This window comes from Lentibacillus saliphilus, assembly GCF_019093865.1.
Classification (GTDB): domain Bacteria; phylum Bacillota; class Bacilli; order Bacillales; family Amphibacillaceae; genus Lentibacillus_B; species Lentibacillus_B saliphilus.
In genome coordinates, this window is sequence record NZ_JABJXD010000006.1 from 157934 (window position 1) to 175227 (window position 17294).

The 17294-nt window shown below is 41.3% G+C and carries 20 protein-coding genes; 14 read left to right on the forward strand and 6 right to left on the reverse strand.

The features are described 5' to 3' along the window. Positions 1-139 precede the first annotated feature (139 nt). Entirely contained in the window at positions 140-304 is a 165-nt protein-coding gene (locus HPC67_RS11420; protein ID WP_217587983.1) for a hypothetical protein, read from the reverse strand. A gap of 237 nt (positions 305-541) precedes the next feature. Between HPC67_RS11420 and HPC67_RS11425 the strand changes: the two genes are divergently transcribed. Both HPC67_RS11425 and HPC67_RS11430 read left to right on the forward strand, forming a co-directional pair. Then, positions 542-1015, forward strand: coding sequence for a chemotaxis protein CheW (locus HPC67_RS11425; protein WP_217587986.1), 474 nt, complete (start codon positions 542-544; stop codon positions 1013-1015). 25 nt (positions 1016-1040) lie between these two features. Beyond that, complete coding sequence (locus HPC67_RS11430; RefSeq protein WP_217587988.1) at positions 1041-2732, forward strand: methyl-accepting chemotaxis protein; 1692 nt, start codon at positions 1041-1043, stop codon at positions 2730-2732. 101 nt (positions 2733-2833) lie between these two features. Here the strand turns inward: HPC67_RS11430 and yidC are convergent, their stop codons facing one another. From yidC to HPC67_RS11445, 3 genes are all read right to left on the reverse strand, one after another. Further along, positions 2834-3646, reverse strand: coding sequence for a membrane protein insertase YidC (gene yidC, locus HPC67_RS11435; RefSeq protein WP_217587990.1), 813 nt, complete (start codon positions 3644-3646; stop codon positions 2834-2836). Beyond that, positions 3601-3966: a hypothetical protein gene (locus HPC67_RS11440; RefSeq protein ID WP_217587992.1), complete on the reverse strand. Its 366-nt coding sequence runs from the start codon at positions 3964-3966 to the stop codon at positions 3601-3603. The genes yidC and HPC67_RS11440 overlap by 46 nt, the downstream gene beginning before the upstream one ends. A gap of 216 nt (positions 3967-4182) precedes the next feature. Then, entirely contained in the window at positions 4183-4770 is a 588-nt protein-coding gene (locus tag HPC67_RS11445; RefSeq protein ID WP_217587995.1) for a cell wall hydrolase, read from the reverse strand. Between the two features lie 374 nt (positions 4771-5144). On the opposite strand from HPC67_RS11445, the gene cyoE reads away from it, so the two are divergent. The 4 genes from cyoE to HPC67_RS11465 all read left to right on the forward strand — a co-directional run bounded on the left by cyoE (position 5145) and on the right by HPC67_RS11465 (position 8454). Continuing rightward, a complete protein-coding gene (gene cyoE / locus HPC67_RS11450) occupies positions 5145-6083 on the forward strand; it encodes a heme o synthase (RefSeq protein ID WP_217588003.1) in 939 nt (312 codons plus the stop codon). A 141-nt stretch (positions 6084-6224) separates the two neighbouring features. Next, on the forward strand, positions 6225-7163 hold the full coding sequence (locus HPC67_RS11455) for an AAA family ATPase (RefSeq protein ID WP_217588048.1): 939 nt from the start codon (positions 6225-6227) through the stop codon (positions 7161-7163). A 168-nt stretch (positions 7164-7331) separates the two neighbouring features. After that, positions 7332-8048 (forward strand): dihydropteridine reductase, encoded by a 717-nt coding sequence (locus tag HPC67_RS11460; RefSeq protein WP_217588004.1) that lies wholly within the window; start codon positions 7332-7334, stop codon positions 8046-8048. Positions 8049-8154: 106 nt separating this feature from the next. Continuing rightward, complete coding sequence (locus tag HPC67_RS11465; protein ID WP_217588005.1) at positions 8155-8454, forward strand: TIGR04104 family putative zinc finger protein; 300 nt, start codon at positions 8155-8157, stop codon at positions 8452-8454. A gap of 91 nt (positions 8455-8545) precedes the next feature. Here the strand turns inward: HPC67_RS11465 and HPC67_RS11470 are convergent, their stop codons facing one another. Continuing rightward, on the reverse strand, positions 8546-9235 hold the full coding sequence (locus HPC67_RS11470; RefSeq protein WP_343327838.1) for a copper homeostasis protein CutC: 690 nt from the start codon (positions 9233-9235) through the stop codon (positions 8546-8548). A gap of 16 nt (positions 9236-9251) precedes the next feature. Beyond that, positions 9252-10259 carry a DmpA family aminopeptidase gene (locus HPC67_RS11475; RefSeq protein WP_217588007.1) on the reverse strand — a complete coding sequence of 336 codons (1008 nt, stop codon included), beginning with the start codon at positions 10257-10259 and terminating at the stop codon, positions 9252-9254. 140 nt (positions 10260-10399) lie between these two features. Between HPC67_RS11475 and mscL the strand changes: the two genes are divergently transcribed. The 8 genes from mscL to HPC67_RS11515 all read left to right on the forward strand — a co-directional run bounded on the left by mscL (position 10400) and on the right by HPC67_RS11515 (position 17107). Further along, positions 10400-10843, forward strand: coding sequence for a large conductance mechanosensitive channel protein MscL (gene mscL / locus HPC67_RS11480; protein ID WP_217588012.1), 444 nt, complete (start codon positions 10400-10402; stop codon positions 10841-10843). A 265-nt stretch (positions 10844-11108) separates the two neighbouring features. Continuing rightward, positions 11109-11759, forward strand: coding sequence for a hypothetical protein (locus tag HPC67_RS11485; RefSeq protein ID WP_217588014.1), 651 nt, complete (start codon positions 11109-11111; stop codon positions 11757-11759). Further along, a complete protein-coding gene (locus HPC67_RS11490; protein ID WP_217588016.1) occupies positions 11756-12499 on the forward strand; it encodes a cytochrome c biogenesis CcdA family protein in 744 nt (247 codons plus the stop codon). The genes HPC67_RS11485 and HPC67_RS11490 overlap by 4 nt, the downstream gene beginning before the upstream one ends. Positions 12500-12517: 18 nt before the next feature. Beyond that, complete coding sequence (locus HPC67_RS11495) at positions 12518-13099, forward strand: redoxin domain-containing protein (protein ID WP_217588018.1); 582 nt, start codon at positions 12518-12520, stop codon at positions 13097-13099. A 26-nt stretch (positions 13100-13125) separates the two neighbouring features. Beyond that, positions 13126-13809 (forward strand): response regulator transcription factor, encoded by a 684-nt coding sequence (locus HPC67_RS11500; protein ID WP_217588020.1) that lies wholly within the window; start codon positions 13126-13128, stop codon positions 13807-13809. After that, positions 13796-14890, forward strand: a complete 1095-nt coding sequence (locus tag HPC67_RS11505) for a sensor histidine kinase (RefSeq protein WP_217588027.1) — start codon at positions 13796-13798, stop codon at positions 14888-14890. The genes HPC67_RS11500 and HPC67_RS11505 overlap by 14 nt, the downstream gene beginning before the upstream one ends. Before the next feature lie 510 nt (positions 14891-15400). After that, positions 15401-16321 (forward strand): DMT family transporter, encoded by a 921-nt coding sequence (locus HPC67_RS11510; RefSeq protein WP_217588028.1) that lies wholly within the window; start codon positions 15401-15403, stop codon positions 16319-16321. A gap of 114 nt (positions 16322-16435) precedes the next feature. Then, entirely contained in the window at positions 16436-17107 is a 672-nt protein-coding gene (locus HPC67_RS11515; RefSeq protein WP_217588029.1) for a hypothetical protein, read from the forward strand. Positions 17108-17294: the final 187 nt, after the last annotated feature.

The window sequence follows — 17294 nt, forward strand, 5'->3', positions numbered from 1 at the left end:
ATTGTGTTTACCTAAAGTGGTCCCGGTTTTCTGTTAAATGCGGCATCATGTATGTTGAAAAACGCCCTAAAGGTATGTCTTCAAGGTGATGTTAGACGAAGATCATCTATAGAGTCATAGGCTGTTATTCAAAAAATGATCATTCGTTCGGGATCTTATCAAATAAGAGAAGGGAGAATGTTGCAATTGGCCCTAAGAATAAAGAAAGCAAGAACCAATTCAGGCCACTTCTGTTCTTACCTTGAGCAATACCAGCGTTTATTAAGGCGAGGGTTCCCCAACCGACAAAATATTCATCACTCATACGTGTCACATCCCTTTAGAAAAAGTTATTAACGTTAAATTTACTGATAAACAGATGAATGTACTTGAATTTACCTAAAATCCTCCGATAATATATATAGGTTAAAAGGATTAGTTTAAAAGAACTAATTAGGTGCAGGCAGCGAGCTCGTTCTAAGCGGCCTGTTTGAGTGTCATTATAACATTTCATAGATTGATTATCAGATATTTTCGATTAAAAAAAGAGGGAGTCATGATAATGGCAGAAATGATGAAAGTAATTGTATGTAAACTTCAAGATCAAACGTATGGCGTTGACGTACAGCATGTCCTATCAATTGAGGAGATGACGACGTTAACACCTGTTCCAAAGACGTCTGAGTTTATTAAAGGGATTCTGTATTTGCGAGGCGATACGATTCCAGTCATCGATTTAAAAGAGCGTTTGCGTATTAGTGGAGAATCTACGGATAATCAACGCATCGTCATTGTAAGTATGGAAGATTCTCAGATTGGTTTTATCGTTGATGCCGCAACAGATGTAATTGATATTGATACGTCAGTTATTGAGGCAGCACCAAGCATTTTAGGTGAAGTGGATAAAAGATATATTTATGGTGTTGCTAAGCTTGAGGAGCGCATTTTAATTTTACTTGATCTCGTCAACATATTAGATTTTGAGGAAGCAAATGAAGTGAAGCAACTAGAGGGAAATATGGAGAATATAGGCTAAGAAAAAAACAGGGGGGACATAAAGAATGAAGAAGTTATTTAACTTCAAAAAAATACGCACTAAAATATTGTTTGGATTTGGTGCAGCAATCTCGATGATTGCAATTATGATGGTTTTAATATTTTTATCCTTTCAAAAGATAAGTGATGAAACAAATGTTATTGTTGATACTGAATTACCTTTAATGGAATATGCAGAGGAATTGACACTTAATATGTCTGAGACAACGGCATTAATGAGAGGGTATGTACTCTATCAGGACGATGCCATTAAGCAAGATTTAAGAGAAACGCTTGATCAAAGTGAACAGCTTGAACAGGACTATTTAAGCATGGCGAATAGTGAAGAAGCACAAGCGTTGTTTGCCAAAAAAGAAGAATGGGAAGCTCTGTTACAAAAGGTTATCCGAGATGCTGGGCTTGGCTATCAAGATAGTGCCATGTCTATTATTACTGAAATGAAGCCTATATCTGATGAAATTATGACAGGCTTTAAAGAATTAGCAAATATGGAAGTTGTTAACATTGAAAAGGCTGGCGCGACTGTACAAAGAACACTGGTGACTACAGCGATATTCGTTTATATCATTGCGTTTTTCGTTCTTGTTGTGAGTGTTGTCGTTGCATTTATAACGGCGCGTTCAATAGCGAAACCGATTAATCGGGTCATGCACCGCATGAATGCTTTAGCAGATGGTGACTTAAGTCTAGAGCCTTTGGAAATTAGATCTCGTGATGAGGTTGCTCAACTCGTTGAAGCGACGAATACGATGAACAAAAACAATCGCGAGTTAATGCACCGCATATCAAATGTAGCTGAAACGGTGTCTAGTCAAAGTGAAGAATTAAATCAATCCGCAAATGAAGTGAAGTCAGGTACTGAACAGGTTGCGTCAACGATGGAGGAGCTGGCTTCAGGAACGGAAACACAAGCAAATAGTGCAGGAGAACTGTCTCACTTAATGAGCACGTTCGTTGGGAAAATTGAATCTGCTAATAAAAGCGGCGAGCAAATTGAACAAGGCTCTCAGGAAATCTTAGAAATGACAGATGAAGGGCGTAAGATGATGATCGCGTCCACAGAGCAAATGGCGCGTATTAATCATATTGTTAAAGACTCTGTTAATAAAATGAGTGGACTGGATGCGAAATCGCAAGAAATCTCTCAGCTCGTAGCAGTTATCAAGGATATTGCTGAACAGACGAATTTGCTTGCGCTAAATGCAGCGATTGAGGCAGCGCGCGCTGGGGAGCACGGAAAAGGCTTTGCAGTCGTAGCTGATGAAGTCCGTAAGCTAGCCGAGCAAGTTGCATCATCTGTTAATGATATTACTAAGATCGTTACAAACATCCAATCGGAATCTACCGTTGTAACAGAAGCGCTCAATAATGGATTTACTGAAGTTGAACAAGGTACGACGCAAATAGAGTCTACCGGGGAGACGTTTGGTAAAATTAGTACGAGCCTGACTGGTATGGTAGAGGCGATAAAAGGCGTATCGGATCATTTAAACGATATTGCGTCGGGCAGTCAGCAAATGAGTGCAGCTGTAGAGGATATTGCATCTGTATCAGAGGAATCTGCTGCCGGTGTTGAACAAACAGCAGCTTCCGCCCAACAATCCAGTAGTTCAATGGACGAGGTCGCTGCAAGCTCAGATCAACTTGCACAATCAGCTGAAGAACTGAATGAACTCGTCGGTCGATTTAAATTATAAAAAATAGCACGATAAAAAACATCCCGTATCACCAATGTGGTACGGGATGTTTGTATGTCATTCGAGCGTGCTTTTAATCATTTTATGAATAGACGATCATGTTATGCGTTTTCGGCTGCTTCGATTTTTTTCTTGTGCGCTAAATACATGCGTTTAGATACAAGGGTCTGCATAATGATGAACAAGCCACCGACAGCCCAGTACATCGGTAGAGCAGCTGGTGCATTTAACGAGACAAAACCAATCATAACGGGTGAAATTAACCCCATAATCGCCATCTGTTTCTGTTGCTGCGGATCAAGGCCAATTTGAGAAACCTTGAATTGAATAAAGTAGATGACGACAGCTAATCCGGTCAACAGAAGATCTGTTTCGCCGAGATTAAACCAAAGGAAATTGTGTGCTGCAATTTCTGGTGTTTTTCTAATTGCATAATAGAACCCGATTAATATCGGAAATTGAATGAGCATCGGTAAGCACCCTGCCATTGATGCTAATGGGTTGAAGTTATGCTTTTGATAAAGCTGCATCATTTCTTGTTGCATCTTCGTCTGTGATTCACGATCTTTTTTATCTTTATACTTCTTTTGAATTTCGTCCATTTCTGGTTTGATAACCTTCATTTTGTCTTGCATTTCTAGGCTATTCCGCGTCTGCTTCAGCATGAACGGCATAACTGCTAATCTAATAAGCAGTGTGATAATAATAATCGCTAAGCCATAACTTTCGTTCAACATGTTCGCAAGTCCTTTAATTAGGACAGAAAAGGTATATACGAAATAATGGTTGAACCAGCCTTCTGTATCAGCACTAATCGGTTCATTTAAATCTGTACAACCACTTAACAGCAAGATTAATACGAGGCCGATTAAACCGTATTTTTTAATGAATGTGAATATAGATGTTTTTTCCATGTTTGTCCTCCTCGAATGTTGTTCATGTCATTGAAGTAAGAGGAGGTATGGCCATCAGCATCATCATCTGGTGCATCAATACGCTTGAAGATGTGCGTCAGCCATGTTTGTATTTCCATGTTTTCGGTAAATGGTTGGTCTGGAAAGCTTGCAGCATTTTGTATCGCAATCGTTCTCTTGATATGCAACCGGTGCTTAATAGAAACCGGTGCATTCATGTGAATCAACTTCATTGCCGCGGCTGCTGTCCCAAACATACTGACGTAAAAATAGAACGGTGAAGCATCATTTAACAGCTCATTTAACAATTCAATCAACATCTATATTCACCTCCTTTTATCGTAAGAGCACATTTTGTTGATTGTTAGATTTATATTATAACAGAAGTTTCATCATGAGGTATAGGGCATGTATGTTAATATAAGCTGGAATTAATCGCCTTTTCGCATTGAAACACTGAACCCATCGTCTATGCCCAATAGAAAAAGCTGCTCTCTAGATTTTATCTAAAAAACAGCTTTATAATGATGGTTTAATTATTTAGCGAAACGATGGTTGCCGATGGTGACAGTTGTTTCACGAGATTTGATCCAATTACTGACAGCGGTTTTAGGGTTGTAGAAGTAGATTGATCCACGTCCTTGGCCACGGAAAGCAACCGCTTCATTAACGGCACGCATATCTGTTGCAGTATATCCGTTATTGATGGCACCGTTTTGAACAGGTGTGAAGGCGTAATGACCACTTACACGCTCATAGATGACGCCTCTTACTGTATTAGGGAATGATTTATGATCAACGCGATTCAATACAACGGTTGCAACGGCGACTTTTCCAGCATATGGCTCGCCTTTTGCTTCAGCGTTTACGAGCTTCGCCATTAAAACACGGTCAGCTTGTGAAATCCCATTGCCTGGTATGTTTATTGTTTCTCCTGCATAGAGCAGGCTATTGGTCCGGTTGTTCGCACGCATTAAATCGGCTACGGATATGTGGTGTTTATTTGCGATCAGCCAAAAAGAATCGCCTTTCTTTACTTGGTAAGATGCTGCATCAGCAGATACTGGCACGGCAAATAAAGTTACCGCTAGTGCAGCTGCCACGATTGTCTTAATCAATTTCATGATGATAACCTCCTCGTATTTAAGCTACGATTACAGATTACTAGATGTAACATAGTTTATCATTAACCAAAAAATCCCTTGTTGACAAACAGGTGTTAGGATGCTATTTGCAGTAAGGCTTAACAGATTTCAAGGAAATGCTTACCAAGCGTTGAAATCATCCATATACCGGCTATGTTGGGTAATGGTGGATTGATTTTAACAAACATATTGCGAAATATGACAGAGAACTGTATCGGGATTTCTTATTAGGTGATTCGAGCCATTTTTTTATACGAAGTTTAAGAGTACTTGATTGGCGTATCACGTCAGACATGATATATTGATCATATATGTACTGTTTTCCTGGTGTGAATAGTAAGGAGCTGTAATATATGAATAAAATAAACATATTAACGGATGACGTGAATCATGTAAATGAAAGGTCACACAGTGTTGGGGCTGTGCTAGCTGATCTGAAATCGTTGTTTAAAGGTCTCGTTCTCGTGTTGAATGTGCTACCGGTCTTTGTCGGGTTTTGGCTCGCCATTTATTTCACGACGGGGACATTTGCTGGTCAATGGGAGAACCTATTTCTCACTGTTGTTGGTAGCACGTTTGTGATGGCTGGTGCGCTTGCGTTGAATAATTGGTACGAGGTTGACCTTGATCAGGCGATGGAGCGGACACAAGGACGTCCGACTGTAACCGGGCATTTTAAATTAAGAACAGTCCTTCTTATCGGGAGCGGCTTAAGTATGGCTGGTATGCTCATGCTCGTCTTTACAACTTTAGAAGCTTTTGTTTATGGGTTAATTGGGTGGTTTACATACGTTGTCCTCTATACATTTTGGTCAAAGCGCAAGTACACTTTAAATACGATTATTGGAAGTGTATCCGGTGCTGTGACGCCTCTTATCGGTTGGGCAGCGGTTGATTCGGCATTCCATATCGTACCAATTGTATTGGCTCTGATTATATTTATTTGGCAGGTGCCTCATACATTTGCGATTGCAATTAAACGTTATGATGATTACAAGCGGGCTGGTGTGCCAATGCTTCCTGTTGCCTATGGGTTCGATGTGACGAAACGCCAGATGCTTATTTATATTATTGCTTTATTTCCACTGCCATTTTTTATCGTGAGCCAGATTGGGATAACATTTTCAGTTGTGGCGTCTCTTTTAAATATTGCCTGGATTATTCTATCAATCAAAGGGTTTAAAGTGGTCGATCACAGGGCGTGGGCTCAGCGAATGTTTGTGTATTCACTCGTGTATTTAACGACAGTGCTATTGTTGATGTTCGTCGTTACATTTCCGACTTTTAGTTAAGTAGATATAAAGAAAGCTGCAGACATGATATGTGCAGCTTTTTTTTATGCGATAGATTTAGACTAACTTTAATTTTGCATGAAATCTATTGAGAGAGTGTGGTATGATGTTCGTAAAATTGGGGGGATGTTGTTGGGACTCATGGAAAACATACATAAGAGTAAAGCGGCAATTCAGCAGGTGATCGTTGGTCATGATGAAGTCATCGAGCTCATGTTTGTGGCATTGCTCGCTAAAGGGCATGTGATTTTGGAAAGCGTCCCTGGCTCAGGTAAAACGAAGCTGGCTAAAGCATTTGCAAGAGTCATAGACGGGGATTTTAGTCGGATTCAGTTTACACCTGATGTTTTACCGAGTGATGTAACGGGCATTCAATTTTTAAACCCTAAAACGAAGGAATTTGAACTGAGAGTTGGACCTGCTAAAACAAATATATTACTAGCGGATGAAATTAATCGGGCCACGCCACGTACCCAGTCAAGCTTACTCGAGGTTATGGAGGAGCAACAAATGACGATTGACGGGATTACAGTTCATGTCCCATTGCCGTTTCTTGTAATGGCGACGCAAAATCCTGTTGAAAGCAATCGGGGGACATTCCCGTTACCAGAGGCACAGCTTGATCGGTTTTTGATGAAAATAAAAATGAACTACCTTTCATTTGATGATGAAAAAACAATATTATCGCGCTATAGACAACATGATCCGCTAGACGATGTAACCGCAATCTTGTCTTGTGACGACATCGTTCAATTGCAACAGTCTGTTTCTGAGGTCGCGGTGTCTGATGTGGTGGAAAATTATTTACTTAATATCATACATCAGACGCGAACAGATCCTGATATTGAGCTTGGTGTCAGTTCACGTGCTGCACTTGCACTTATGCGAGCTGGGCAAGCAAAAGCTTTTATTGCGGGAAGAACGTTCGTATCCCCAGCGGACATTAAGACCTTGGCGGCACCGGTGTTAGAGCATAGAATTGTTTTGTCGATGGAAGCATCGATCCAAAAAACGAAACAACACGTCATTCGGGCACTTTTAGAGCGTGTTGATGTACCCGTAGAACTTGGTGTCGAGTAGTGGTGAGCGTGTGAACATTTGGAGCTATAATCCATTCAATTTGAAACGTTGATCTTAACCGTCCTAAAATATCACTCGTATATACTCTTTTTAATTGAGAATCGTTATCAGTTGCTGTATAGTAAACAGTACCATATGATTCATATCATTGATTAAGGAGAATATATGATGCACATATACTGGACTAAAATAAATCAGATTATTGAAGAAACACCTGAGGTAAAAACGTATTTGCTCGATTGTCCGGAAGACTTTACATGGGAAGAAGGGGCCCACACCCATTTCGCACTGGAAGGTTTTAATCACGGAGATAAACCGAACCGCAGCTTGATTCGCCACATGTCAATATCCACTTTACCTCACGAAAATGCAATCGGAATTACAACACGTATCAAAGAACAGTGTTCAGAGTTTAAAACGATTTTAAGACATCTTGAGGCTGGCGATGAAGTTGCTATATTTAAAACGCATTCGAATGTTCCACTTAAAAGAGAAGACAAAAATGTGTATCTGCTGTCATCGGGTGTCGGTCTGGCAACATTCAGACCGCTTGTACTCGATTATTTCGAACGTGCTGACAAGGTCAATCAAATTCATTCCCTTAACATCGATTCATCAAAGCAATTCTTGTTCCCTAACATTTTTGAATCCGCACCTGAGAAGAAGTTCACATCACAGTTTGTCGACAATCGTAAAGATTACTATGAGGAAGTGAAAAAACTGGCTGCGGATCATGAGGGACTTTTCTATATTGTCGGTAGCGATGAATTCATCGTTCAGAACATTGAAGTACTCCGTGAACGAGGAATCAGTTCGGAACAAATTATGCTCGACAAGCATGAACATCAATTGCCTGAGTTTTTATCGTTTGACCTTTCCGTTTAATCGAGATGAGATCGTTTCTTGCAAAATATTATCTAACTACTCCTTGGCTGGGCAATTGTAGAAAAACTAGAAAGATAGTAAGTGCTGCTTGAAAGAGGTGAAACTCATGCCAACATGTCAACAATGTGGTAAAAGATGGACCTGGAAGCAAACGATGCGAGCGTCTTTTACGTTAGACACGGGTTATATGTGCCCTTATTGCGAAACGAAGCAATATCTGACGAAAAAAGCTCGGCATAAAACGAGTGCAACGGTTTTTGTCATTCCTATATCATTATTATTGCCTGTTTTTTTCGATATGCAATGGTACGTTCTTGTGCCTATTTATTTGAGTGTGGGCGTGTTGATTTTTCTAATTCAACCATTTTTAATGGACCTATCAAATGACGAAGAGCCACTTTGGTAGCGACATGACGCTCATATAAGTGTGTTTTTTATTGCGCTTTAAACGGGCAGATGTCAGTGAAACGATTGACATCTTCCCGCTTTTATAAAACCTACATCAACTGTTGCTTAATGTGTGCAATGGCCGTTTCGGCAAGAGGCTGATCAAACCTTCCGTCCACTCTCATCGCTGACCCGAAGTGATAATCCTTTGCCCCAATCTGTTGATGAAGTGCGCTAATGTTAGCTGCACTGAGACCGCTCCCAGGCATAATACGCGGACCACCAGATTTTTCAGACAAGGTAACGAGCTGCTTTAACATCGCGGCCCCTTCTGCACATGTTTTCTTTCCACCGGATGTTAAAATACGCGAAATATGCTGGCTGTATTTTGACAAAATGGCATAGGCGTCAAGCTGAGACTGGGCGTCATCAAACGCTCTATGAAAGGTTATGTCCATCTCTGGTGCCAGCTCTATCACCTTCGTTAAGAGCTGTTCATCGACCTGACCATCCTCAGTAAGACAGCCAAAGACGATTCGCGTCCCCCCTAATTGCTGGATAATGGAAATATCCTCTTTTATGACGTGCCAATCTTCTGTTGTATATGTAAATCCGTAGCTGTGCGGGCGCACCATGACGTGAACGGGAAGTGGTGCGCTTGAGAGCACACGTGCTAGAGTGCCATAGCTTGGTGTCAGTCCCCCTTCCTGCATGGCACTGACGAGCTCGACTCGATCAGCTCCGAGCTTCTTCGCTTGCAACGTATCTCTTTCATTAAGTGTAATGACTTCAATATTCACTTTCATCACCTCATCATTAATAGTCGGGACAATCGTGTGGCAAGGGCGCCTTTTGAACAACGCGTCCTTTACGTCCTACAGTTGTTTCTGCGCGACTTAAGGCATTCATAATGGCTGCTTCAGTCGTTTCAACAACGGCTTGAAATAAGTTGTTCATCACTGGACTATCATCAGGAATAAACGACATATGCTGCATGTTCTTTGACGGGTCTTTCTGGTGTGTGTTAGCCGTTGAAAATGCAATGGCAATGTCGCCACTTCCATGTGCAATGATGCTCCCTGTTCGGGCAAGCCCTGCTGTCGTTCTTTTGGCCAAGCGTTTTAATTGTCGGTCATAGAGTGGGGCATCTGTTGCCAAAATGATCATTATAGATCCGTCGGCTGGTTCGGTTTCAGCTTCTGACCATTGTGCAAATTGTGCATGCTCAGGTTTTCCAAAGTTTGTTAAGACGAGACAGCCAACTGTGTAGCCGTCTTCTTCAGTAGGTACGATGCGCGAAGCAGACCCGATGCCGCCTTTATAGCCAAAGCAAATCATCCCTTTTCCAGCACCCACTGCCCCTTGCTCGACAGGGCCACTATGAGCTGATTCGATTGCTTGAATCGCGTGTTCAGGCGTAACAGCCATATGTCGCATCGAATTTAAATAGCTATCATTACACTCTCCAACAACGACATTGAGAGAGCTTGCTGTGTCACCAATCGTGTCGTTCTTTTGTAACATGTATTGCAGCGTACCTTGAAGCACTGCACCGACACTGAACGTATTCGTCAGCATAATCGGTGATTCTAATTGCCCGAGTTCATCAAGCTGAACAAGTCCAACAGATTTTCCAAAGCCATTAATCACATGACTCGCGGCAGGTACTGTGTTTGAAAATAAATCATTCCCATGGGGCAAAATGGCTGTAATGCCAGTACAAACCCGCTCTGAATCAGGCAATGATTGCTCAATTGTGACATGACCGACCTTCACCCCAAGTACGTCAGTTATACAGTTATGAGGTCCTTTTTCCAGCTGCATAAGTGCCGCTCCTTTCTCCGTCGTTATACTGGACTTGGAGTCATTACTTATAGCTTACCATCACGCTGACTGAAATGCATGAATGAAACAGGAAGGAACATATAGTCATAATACAAGCATTTTTATTGGAGGCTAATCGCATGTGGACAGAATTCAAGGAATTCGCTGTACGGGGAAATGTTATAGATTTGGCTGTCGCTGTTGTCATTGGCGCAGCCTTTGGTAAAGTCGTTTCGTCACTGGTAGAGAACATTATGACACCAATCTTTAGTCTGTTTCTAGATGTCGTTGACGTGTCATATTTAACATTAACCATTGCTGACACGGATATTTTTTATGGGATGTTTATTCAGTCGATACTTGATTTTGTATTGATTTCAATGGCGACCTTCTTTTTAATTCGGATGATTAATCGTTTTAGAAGAGAAAATGAGAAGGAAGCTGAAACCGGTAAAAATAAGCAAGAACAGGTGCTAAAGGAAATCCGTGATCTATTGAAGGAAAAGCACCCTGTGAAGCCAACTGCGCATCATCAGAAACTGATTGTTCATATATCGGGAAAGAGATATGATCCACGGAAGTAGGCGATTCCGGTTCCTGTAAAATGACTGGCCTGATCTAGGAGAATACGCCTTACTTCCAAAAAGACAGACGAGGAAAGACCTCATCTTTATTAAGGTCAAGCTGTTTAATACCTTATCAATAAGAGTCATGATAAAATAACATGGATGATTAACCGACGATTCAAAGCATGTTCGTTTTTTTTATAAAAAGCGGTCATACTTTCATCAAATTTTCACATACGCCATGTACAATGAAGGTGAATTGCCACGATCAGGAGGAAGATATATGCCATCAGCATGGGTATTGACATCAATTGCGATATTAGCCGGAAGCTTTTTAGCCGGGTTTATATTGTATTTTGGTTTAACGCCACTTAAGAAGCAGGAACGCAAGAAACAATTGGAAGATGTGTTAGGGACGGTCATTAATTTCATCATTTACATATGGCTTGGAAAACTGCTTTGGGGGCTGCCGACACTCATTCAAGATCCGCTTGCGGTGCTGGCATACCCGAGTGATTCGAAAGCCTTTTATTTGGCGACGTTGTTTAGTGCCATTCATCTCGCCTATAAAGCATATAAACACGGGCTCGCGCTCTGGTCACATTTGAGTGCGTTGTTATACGTGTTTATCGGTGCGTCGTTTACGTTTGAATTTATTAGTATGAATACAGCGGGTGGTGGCCAATCATGGATGGTCTTAGCTTTACTGTTTGTGCTCTTACTTATGATGATCGCTTTGCAAAATCGAATGACTATAAAGCTGCACCTCTCGTTCATTGTGTTTTTGTGGGGCGCTGGGTATACAGCTTTAAGCTTCATTCTCCCTTATGTGGCGCTGTTTGATTACATGCTCGCTTGGTGGTATTTTGCCATATTTAGTATCACAGGGCTCGTTTGTTTCGTGATTCAATTAAGAAGGAAGGTGACAACATGACTGGTGTAGCTGATCTATCGATATGGCTGGCGCTCGGCGCTGGTATGCTGTCTTTTTTATCACCGTGTACGTTGCCCATATTCCCAGCTTATTTGTCCTATATTACCGGAATGAGTGTTAAGGAATTGCAAACGAATCAAGACATGAAAATACGGAGCAAGCTGCTCATTCACTCGGTCTTTTTCTTGCTCGGCGTGTCGCTCGTCTTTATTGGACTTGGTGTTGGTGTGTCGTTTTTAGGAACGTGGATTCAAGACTTGATGACGGGCACATCGGGTGTGTTACTCCAACGAATAGCCGGGATTTTCATTATTGTGATGGGCTTGTTTGTTGCGGGCTGGTTAAATATTCGTCTTTTTATGAGAGAAAAGCGGTTTAAAATGACACAAAAACCTGTCGGATATATTGGGACTATTTTTGTCGGTGTTGGCTTTGCGGCAGGCTGGACGCCTTGCATCGGACCGATTTTTGCTTCGATTTTATTTTTAGCAGCGAGTAATCCGGGGCAGGGTACGTTATATACGATTATGTATGTGATCGGATTTGCCTTGCCGTTTCTCATCTTAACCTTCTTCATCGGATCATCGCGATGGATCGTTCGCTATAGTGGTATCATTATGAAAGTCGGTGGATCGGTCATGATTTTAATGGGGGTTTTATTGTTTACTGGTCAAATGACGCGTATTTCCAATGCACTATTGAAGTTGGTTGAAAACACATGGCTGTCTAATTTGGGTTAGTGTGGGAGGATGAATACAATGAAAAAAGCGATTATTATTGTTGTAATTACCGCCATGTTCGGCTGGGCGATTTATGATTTTGTCATAAGCTCAGATGCTGCAGATACAGCTGATCAAGCTGAGCAAAATGATGGTGGGGCTGGTGAAAATGATAATGACAGTGCAGGCGATCTTAAAGTCGGTCTTGATGTGGGAGATTTAGCGCCTGATTTTGAATTGACGACATTAAAGGGGGAAACAGTAAAGCTGTCTGATTATCGTGGGAAACGTGTGTTTCTCAATTTCTGGGCAACCTGGTGTGGCCCTTGTCGTGCGGAAATGCCTGATATGGAACAGTTTCACATTAATAAAAATGTCGTCATATTAGCGGTTAATTTAACGGAGTCAGAGTCGAAAAGAGAAGATGTACCACAATTTGTTGAGGACTTTGAATTAACGTTTCCAATTCTGATGGATGAAGAAACTGAGGTCGCTCATCTATATAAAATTCAACCGATCCCCACAACCTACTTAATTGATTCCAACGGCATTATTCATCGTAAAGCCTTTGGGGCGTTGAATTATGAGTTGATGGTTCAAGAATTTGAAAAGATGGATTAAAGGCCACGATAACTGAGGTGTCTTATATGAAACAGACGATACTTGTCGTTGAAGATGATCCAATGATCCGGCAGCTCGTGCGGATTTACTTGGAAAAGGCTGGTTATGATGTTGTTGAAGCCGCAGATGGTGAAGTGGCTAAAACAGTTTTCCTAGATACCCATCCGTGTCTCGTCATCTTAGACTTAATGCTTCCCAAAGTGAGTGGGGAAGCTTTTTGTCATTGGGTTCAAAATGACGTTTCTGATGATGTATCGATCATTATGCTCTCTGCTAAAGCGCGGACAAAAGATAAAATTGATGGGTTAAAAATGGGGGCAGATGGATATGTAACGAAGCCGTTTGATCCGGAAGAGCTCATTGCTCAAGTAGAAGCCGTCCTGCGCAGAACCGGTCAGTTTTGCCAAAAAATCACCTATGACGGTTTGAGCATTATGCCAAGGAAGGGTCAAGTGCTTCTGTACGATAAGCCACTTGATTTAACAAAGCATGAATTTACGCTGCTGTATCATTTAATGCAGGCACCGGATGTTGTCTTTTCTCGAGAAGCACTTATGGGGCAGCTTTATCCACACGAAGAATCGATCGTCATGGATCGAACGATTGATGCCCATATTAAAAAGCTGCGCAGTAAAATTGAGGACATTCCTGCTGAACCGAAGCGGATTGTCACTGTTCGTGGAATGGGGTATAAATATGCGACTCATTAATCGACTGTTGCCACATAGCTTGATTGGCCGCTTAACATTCGTCAATGTTGTTGTGATCGCTGGTGTGATTATTGCGAGCAGCTGGGCACTTTACAATACAGCGTGTTTTCTAGCTGAGGGGCTGGGGCGTTTAGATGAGCAGCGGCAGCTTATGTTTAATCGAACGCTGTTAAATTATTTGCTGACGTTTATTATGACGTCCTTGATAGCAGGCGGTATTTTACATTTTTATCTCACTAAAAAACTACTAAAGCCTGTTCGTCAGCTGATCGCGTCAACAAAACAGATGCGGGCGGGAAAGTTTCCTGACCCATTGCCTGTTACGTCTCAAGATGAGCTCGGGTTATTTGTTGAACAGTATAATGCATTGATTGCGCAAATCGAATTGAATGAAACAGAACGGCAGAAATACGTTCAAGATTTATCACATGAATTTCGTACACCTTTATCAAACTTGAATGGTTACTTAAAAGCTTTATCAAAAGGTGATATTGCTGGTGATATGGCTATGTACCAGGCGTTATATGAGGAATCTGTTCGGTTGACGTCAATGGTTGAGCAATTGGATCGGTTGAAGGAATGGGACCACACCGCAAATCGATCGATTATGGCACGAGAAAGTGCTACGATGGAGGACGTGATCAAACAATCTGTCGCAATGTTTGACTGGAAGGCACAGGAACAAGGTATAACGCTTAAGGTAGATGTAGCTGACGCAGAAATGAGCATTCACCAAGAAGGTATTCAACAAGTGATCAGTAATTTCCTTGATAATGCAATTCGGTATTATGAGGGAAACGGTCCAGTCGAGGTCATTGGGCATCCTTCTGGGAAAGGTTATCGTGTCAATGTTACCGGACCAAGTATAGACATTCCTGCCGACGCAAAGCAGCACATTTTTGATCGTTTTTATAGGGTTGATGCATCACGAAGTCGAGAAACAGGTGGCAGTGGTTTAGGGCTGTCTATTGCCAGGGAAATAATTACGCAGCATGGTGGAGAAATAGGTGTTACAACGTATCCTGATTCCCATTTAACGACATTTTGGTTTGAGTTACCGCAAAATGTATCGGTTGATTAAAGACATGAATGTGGAAAAAACGTCTGTAATCCGCTAAACTTGACCTGACGTCATTGATAGGGGGGATAAACGATTAAATTTCTGTTGTATCAAATTCTTGCTATAGCTGTTATTTGGTCTGGTATGGCTTTCTTTTTAGAGCACCTAGAAGGCTTAGAGAAAGTAATATTTTATGTCGTAACCGGTTGGCTCATTTTTTTAGTCATAGCACTCATGAAAAATGTCGTTATGAATCGCCGCCGTTCAGAAGACAAGAACCCGCAAAGGTAAAACTTTTGACAGGGTTCTTTCGTTATTGGATATGAAAAAATGTTAGGTGCGTGTTTGCAAATGAAGCGCAATCGATTAAACTAACTACATAGTCATTAAAGGACATGCTCTCTCGAAGCTACGGGTGTATGTAACGAACTGCATGTGTTGGCACATCAATGACGACGAAATTTTATAAGAACAAGAAGCGGGAATGCAGTTTTTAAAGAAGCAGTCCGAACATCAGGGAGATGAACAACATTGAAAGATTTATTAACAAAAAAATGGGCTGTAATTAGCATTGCCATTTTTTGTGCAGTTTTATGGGGCAGTGCGTTTCCAGTTTTAAAAATTGGTTATGCTGAAATGCAGATGGCGGCCGATGATACGATGGCTAAAGTAGTGTTTGCAGGCATTCGCTTTTTAATGGCTGGCCTTATTTTATTAATTGCACTCATGTTTATTGGCAGGAAATATTTACGTGTTACGAAGCGGCAATGGCCGTTTTTGATTGTATTTGGCATCGTTCAAACTGCGATTCAATATTTTTTCTTTTATAATGGATTGGCAAATACATCAGGTATTCAAGGTGCAATTCTCGTATCAAGTGGCACCTTCTTCACGGTAATATTGGCGCATTTCTTTTATCGAAATGATCGGTTAAACTGGCAAAAAGTCATTGGCCTACTCGCTGGCTTTACCGGGATTGTTGTGGCAAATTGGGGGCAGTCGTGGTCGTTTGGTTTTCAATGGAATGGGGAAGGCTATATGATTATGGCAGCTTTGACAGGCGCAATTGGTACGATTATGGCTAAGGAAATGGCTGTCGGTATTCATCCATTTGCTTTGACAGGCTGGCAGTTGACGATTGGCTCGGTCGTTATGCTGATCATTGGGTTGCCGAACTTGACCCCGGGAGCAATCGTATTTACACCATTTGGCTGGGGGCTCATCATTTATTCAGCCTTATTATCAGCTATTGCCTTTGCGTTATGGTATTCGCTCTTAAAATACAATAAAGCGGGCGAGATCAGCATATACAAATTTATGACCCCTGTCTCAGGCGCACTGTTATCCGCTTTCTTTGTTGCGGGTGAAGTGATGAATGTGATGATCATCGGTGCGCTGGCACTTGTTGCAGCCGGAATTATTGCGATCAATTATAAACCGACTGGACATTAATGGTATACTTCAGGAGACAGACGTTTTTTATAAGAGTTGATTAATTAAAGCAATAGATGGGAATATAGTGGGTAAAGGAACATTGAACACAATAGTTTTGTGAGGAGGGCATACATGAAGCTTTTTCAAGTAAGAAAAGGACAATTTGTATTTTATCAAAATGAACTACACAAGGTATATTCTGTGAAGCCAATGTTTAAAAAATCGGTGCATTTGTATCGGTTAAAGGATATGAAGCAGATTTTAACGAGTGCACCGGAAATTCATTATTATAAGCCACAGCACCATGACACGTTTATCTTTTATGGGAAACGTTATACGATCGATCAGGATGTTATCCCTGAGCCAGGCGACTTTATTTTAATTACGAAGCCGACGCCCGATTTTCTTGATCATTATTCTTTAAATGATATTGAGAAAGTGGATAGTATTGAGGATGGAAATGTTGTGACGACGCGAGACAACGGTGTTAAGCATCATGAATATGTTGTACTCGTTCGCGGACGTAAAGAAGGCGCTACCGAGATTGCCTATTATGATAAGAATCTTGTCCCAGAAGAACAACAGATTGAAGATGAATCTATATCATACCTCGCGGAAAATGATGACGTGATTAAACCATCTGTTGGAGATGTCTATTATGATATTCGCGAGCAGACGAAAGCGATTATCGTAGCGATGACAGTGGATGAGGTTGTTTTTGGCCACGGTGTAAAAGTGCATATTAGTGAGGTTATAGACGATAGTAAATATGAACTCATCTATCAGGTGAATGAAGATTTTTAGGGACAATTTGGATCGAAACGGCACTCCGAAAGTTAGAGATGGTCTAGCTTTTGGGGTGTTTTTTTATGTGTGCGATTGGTGTGAATGCATGACTTGTGTTTGTGATAGGGAGACGGGAGGGATATGCGGCTGATTTGCGTTTTATGCGGCTGGGAAACAGGATATGCGTTACTATTTTGATATATGC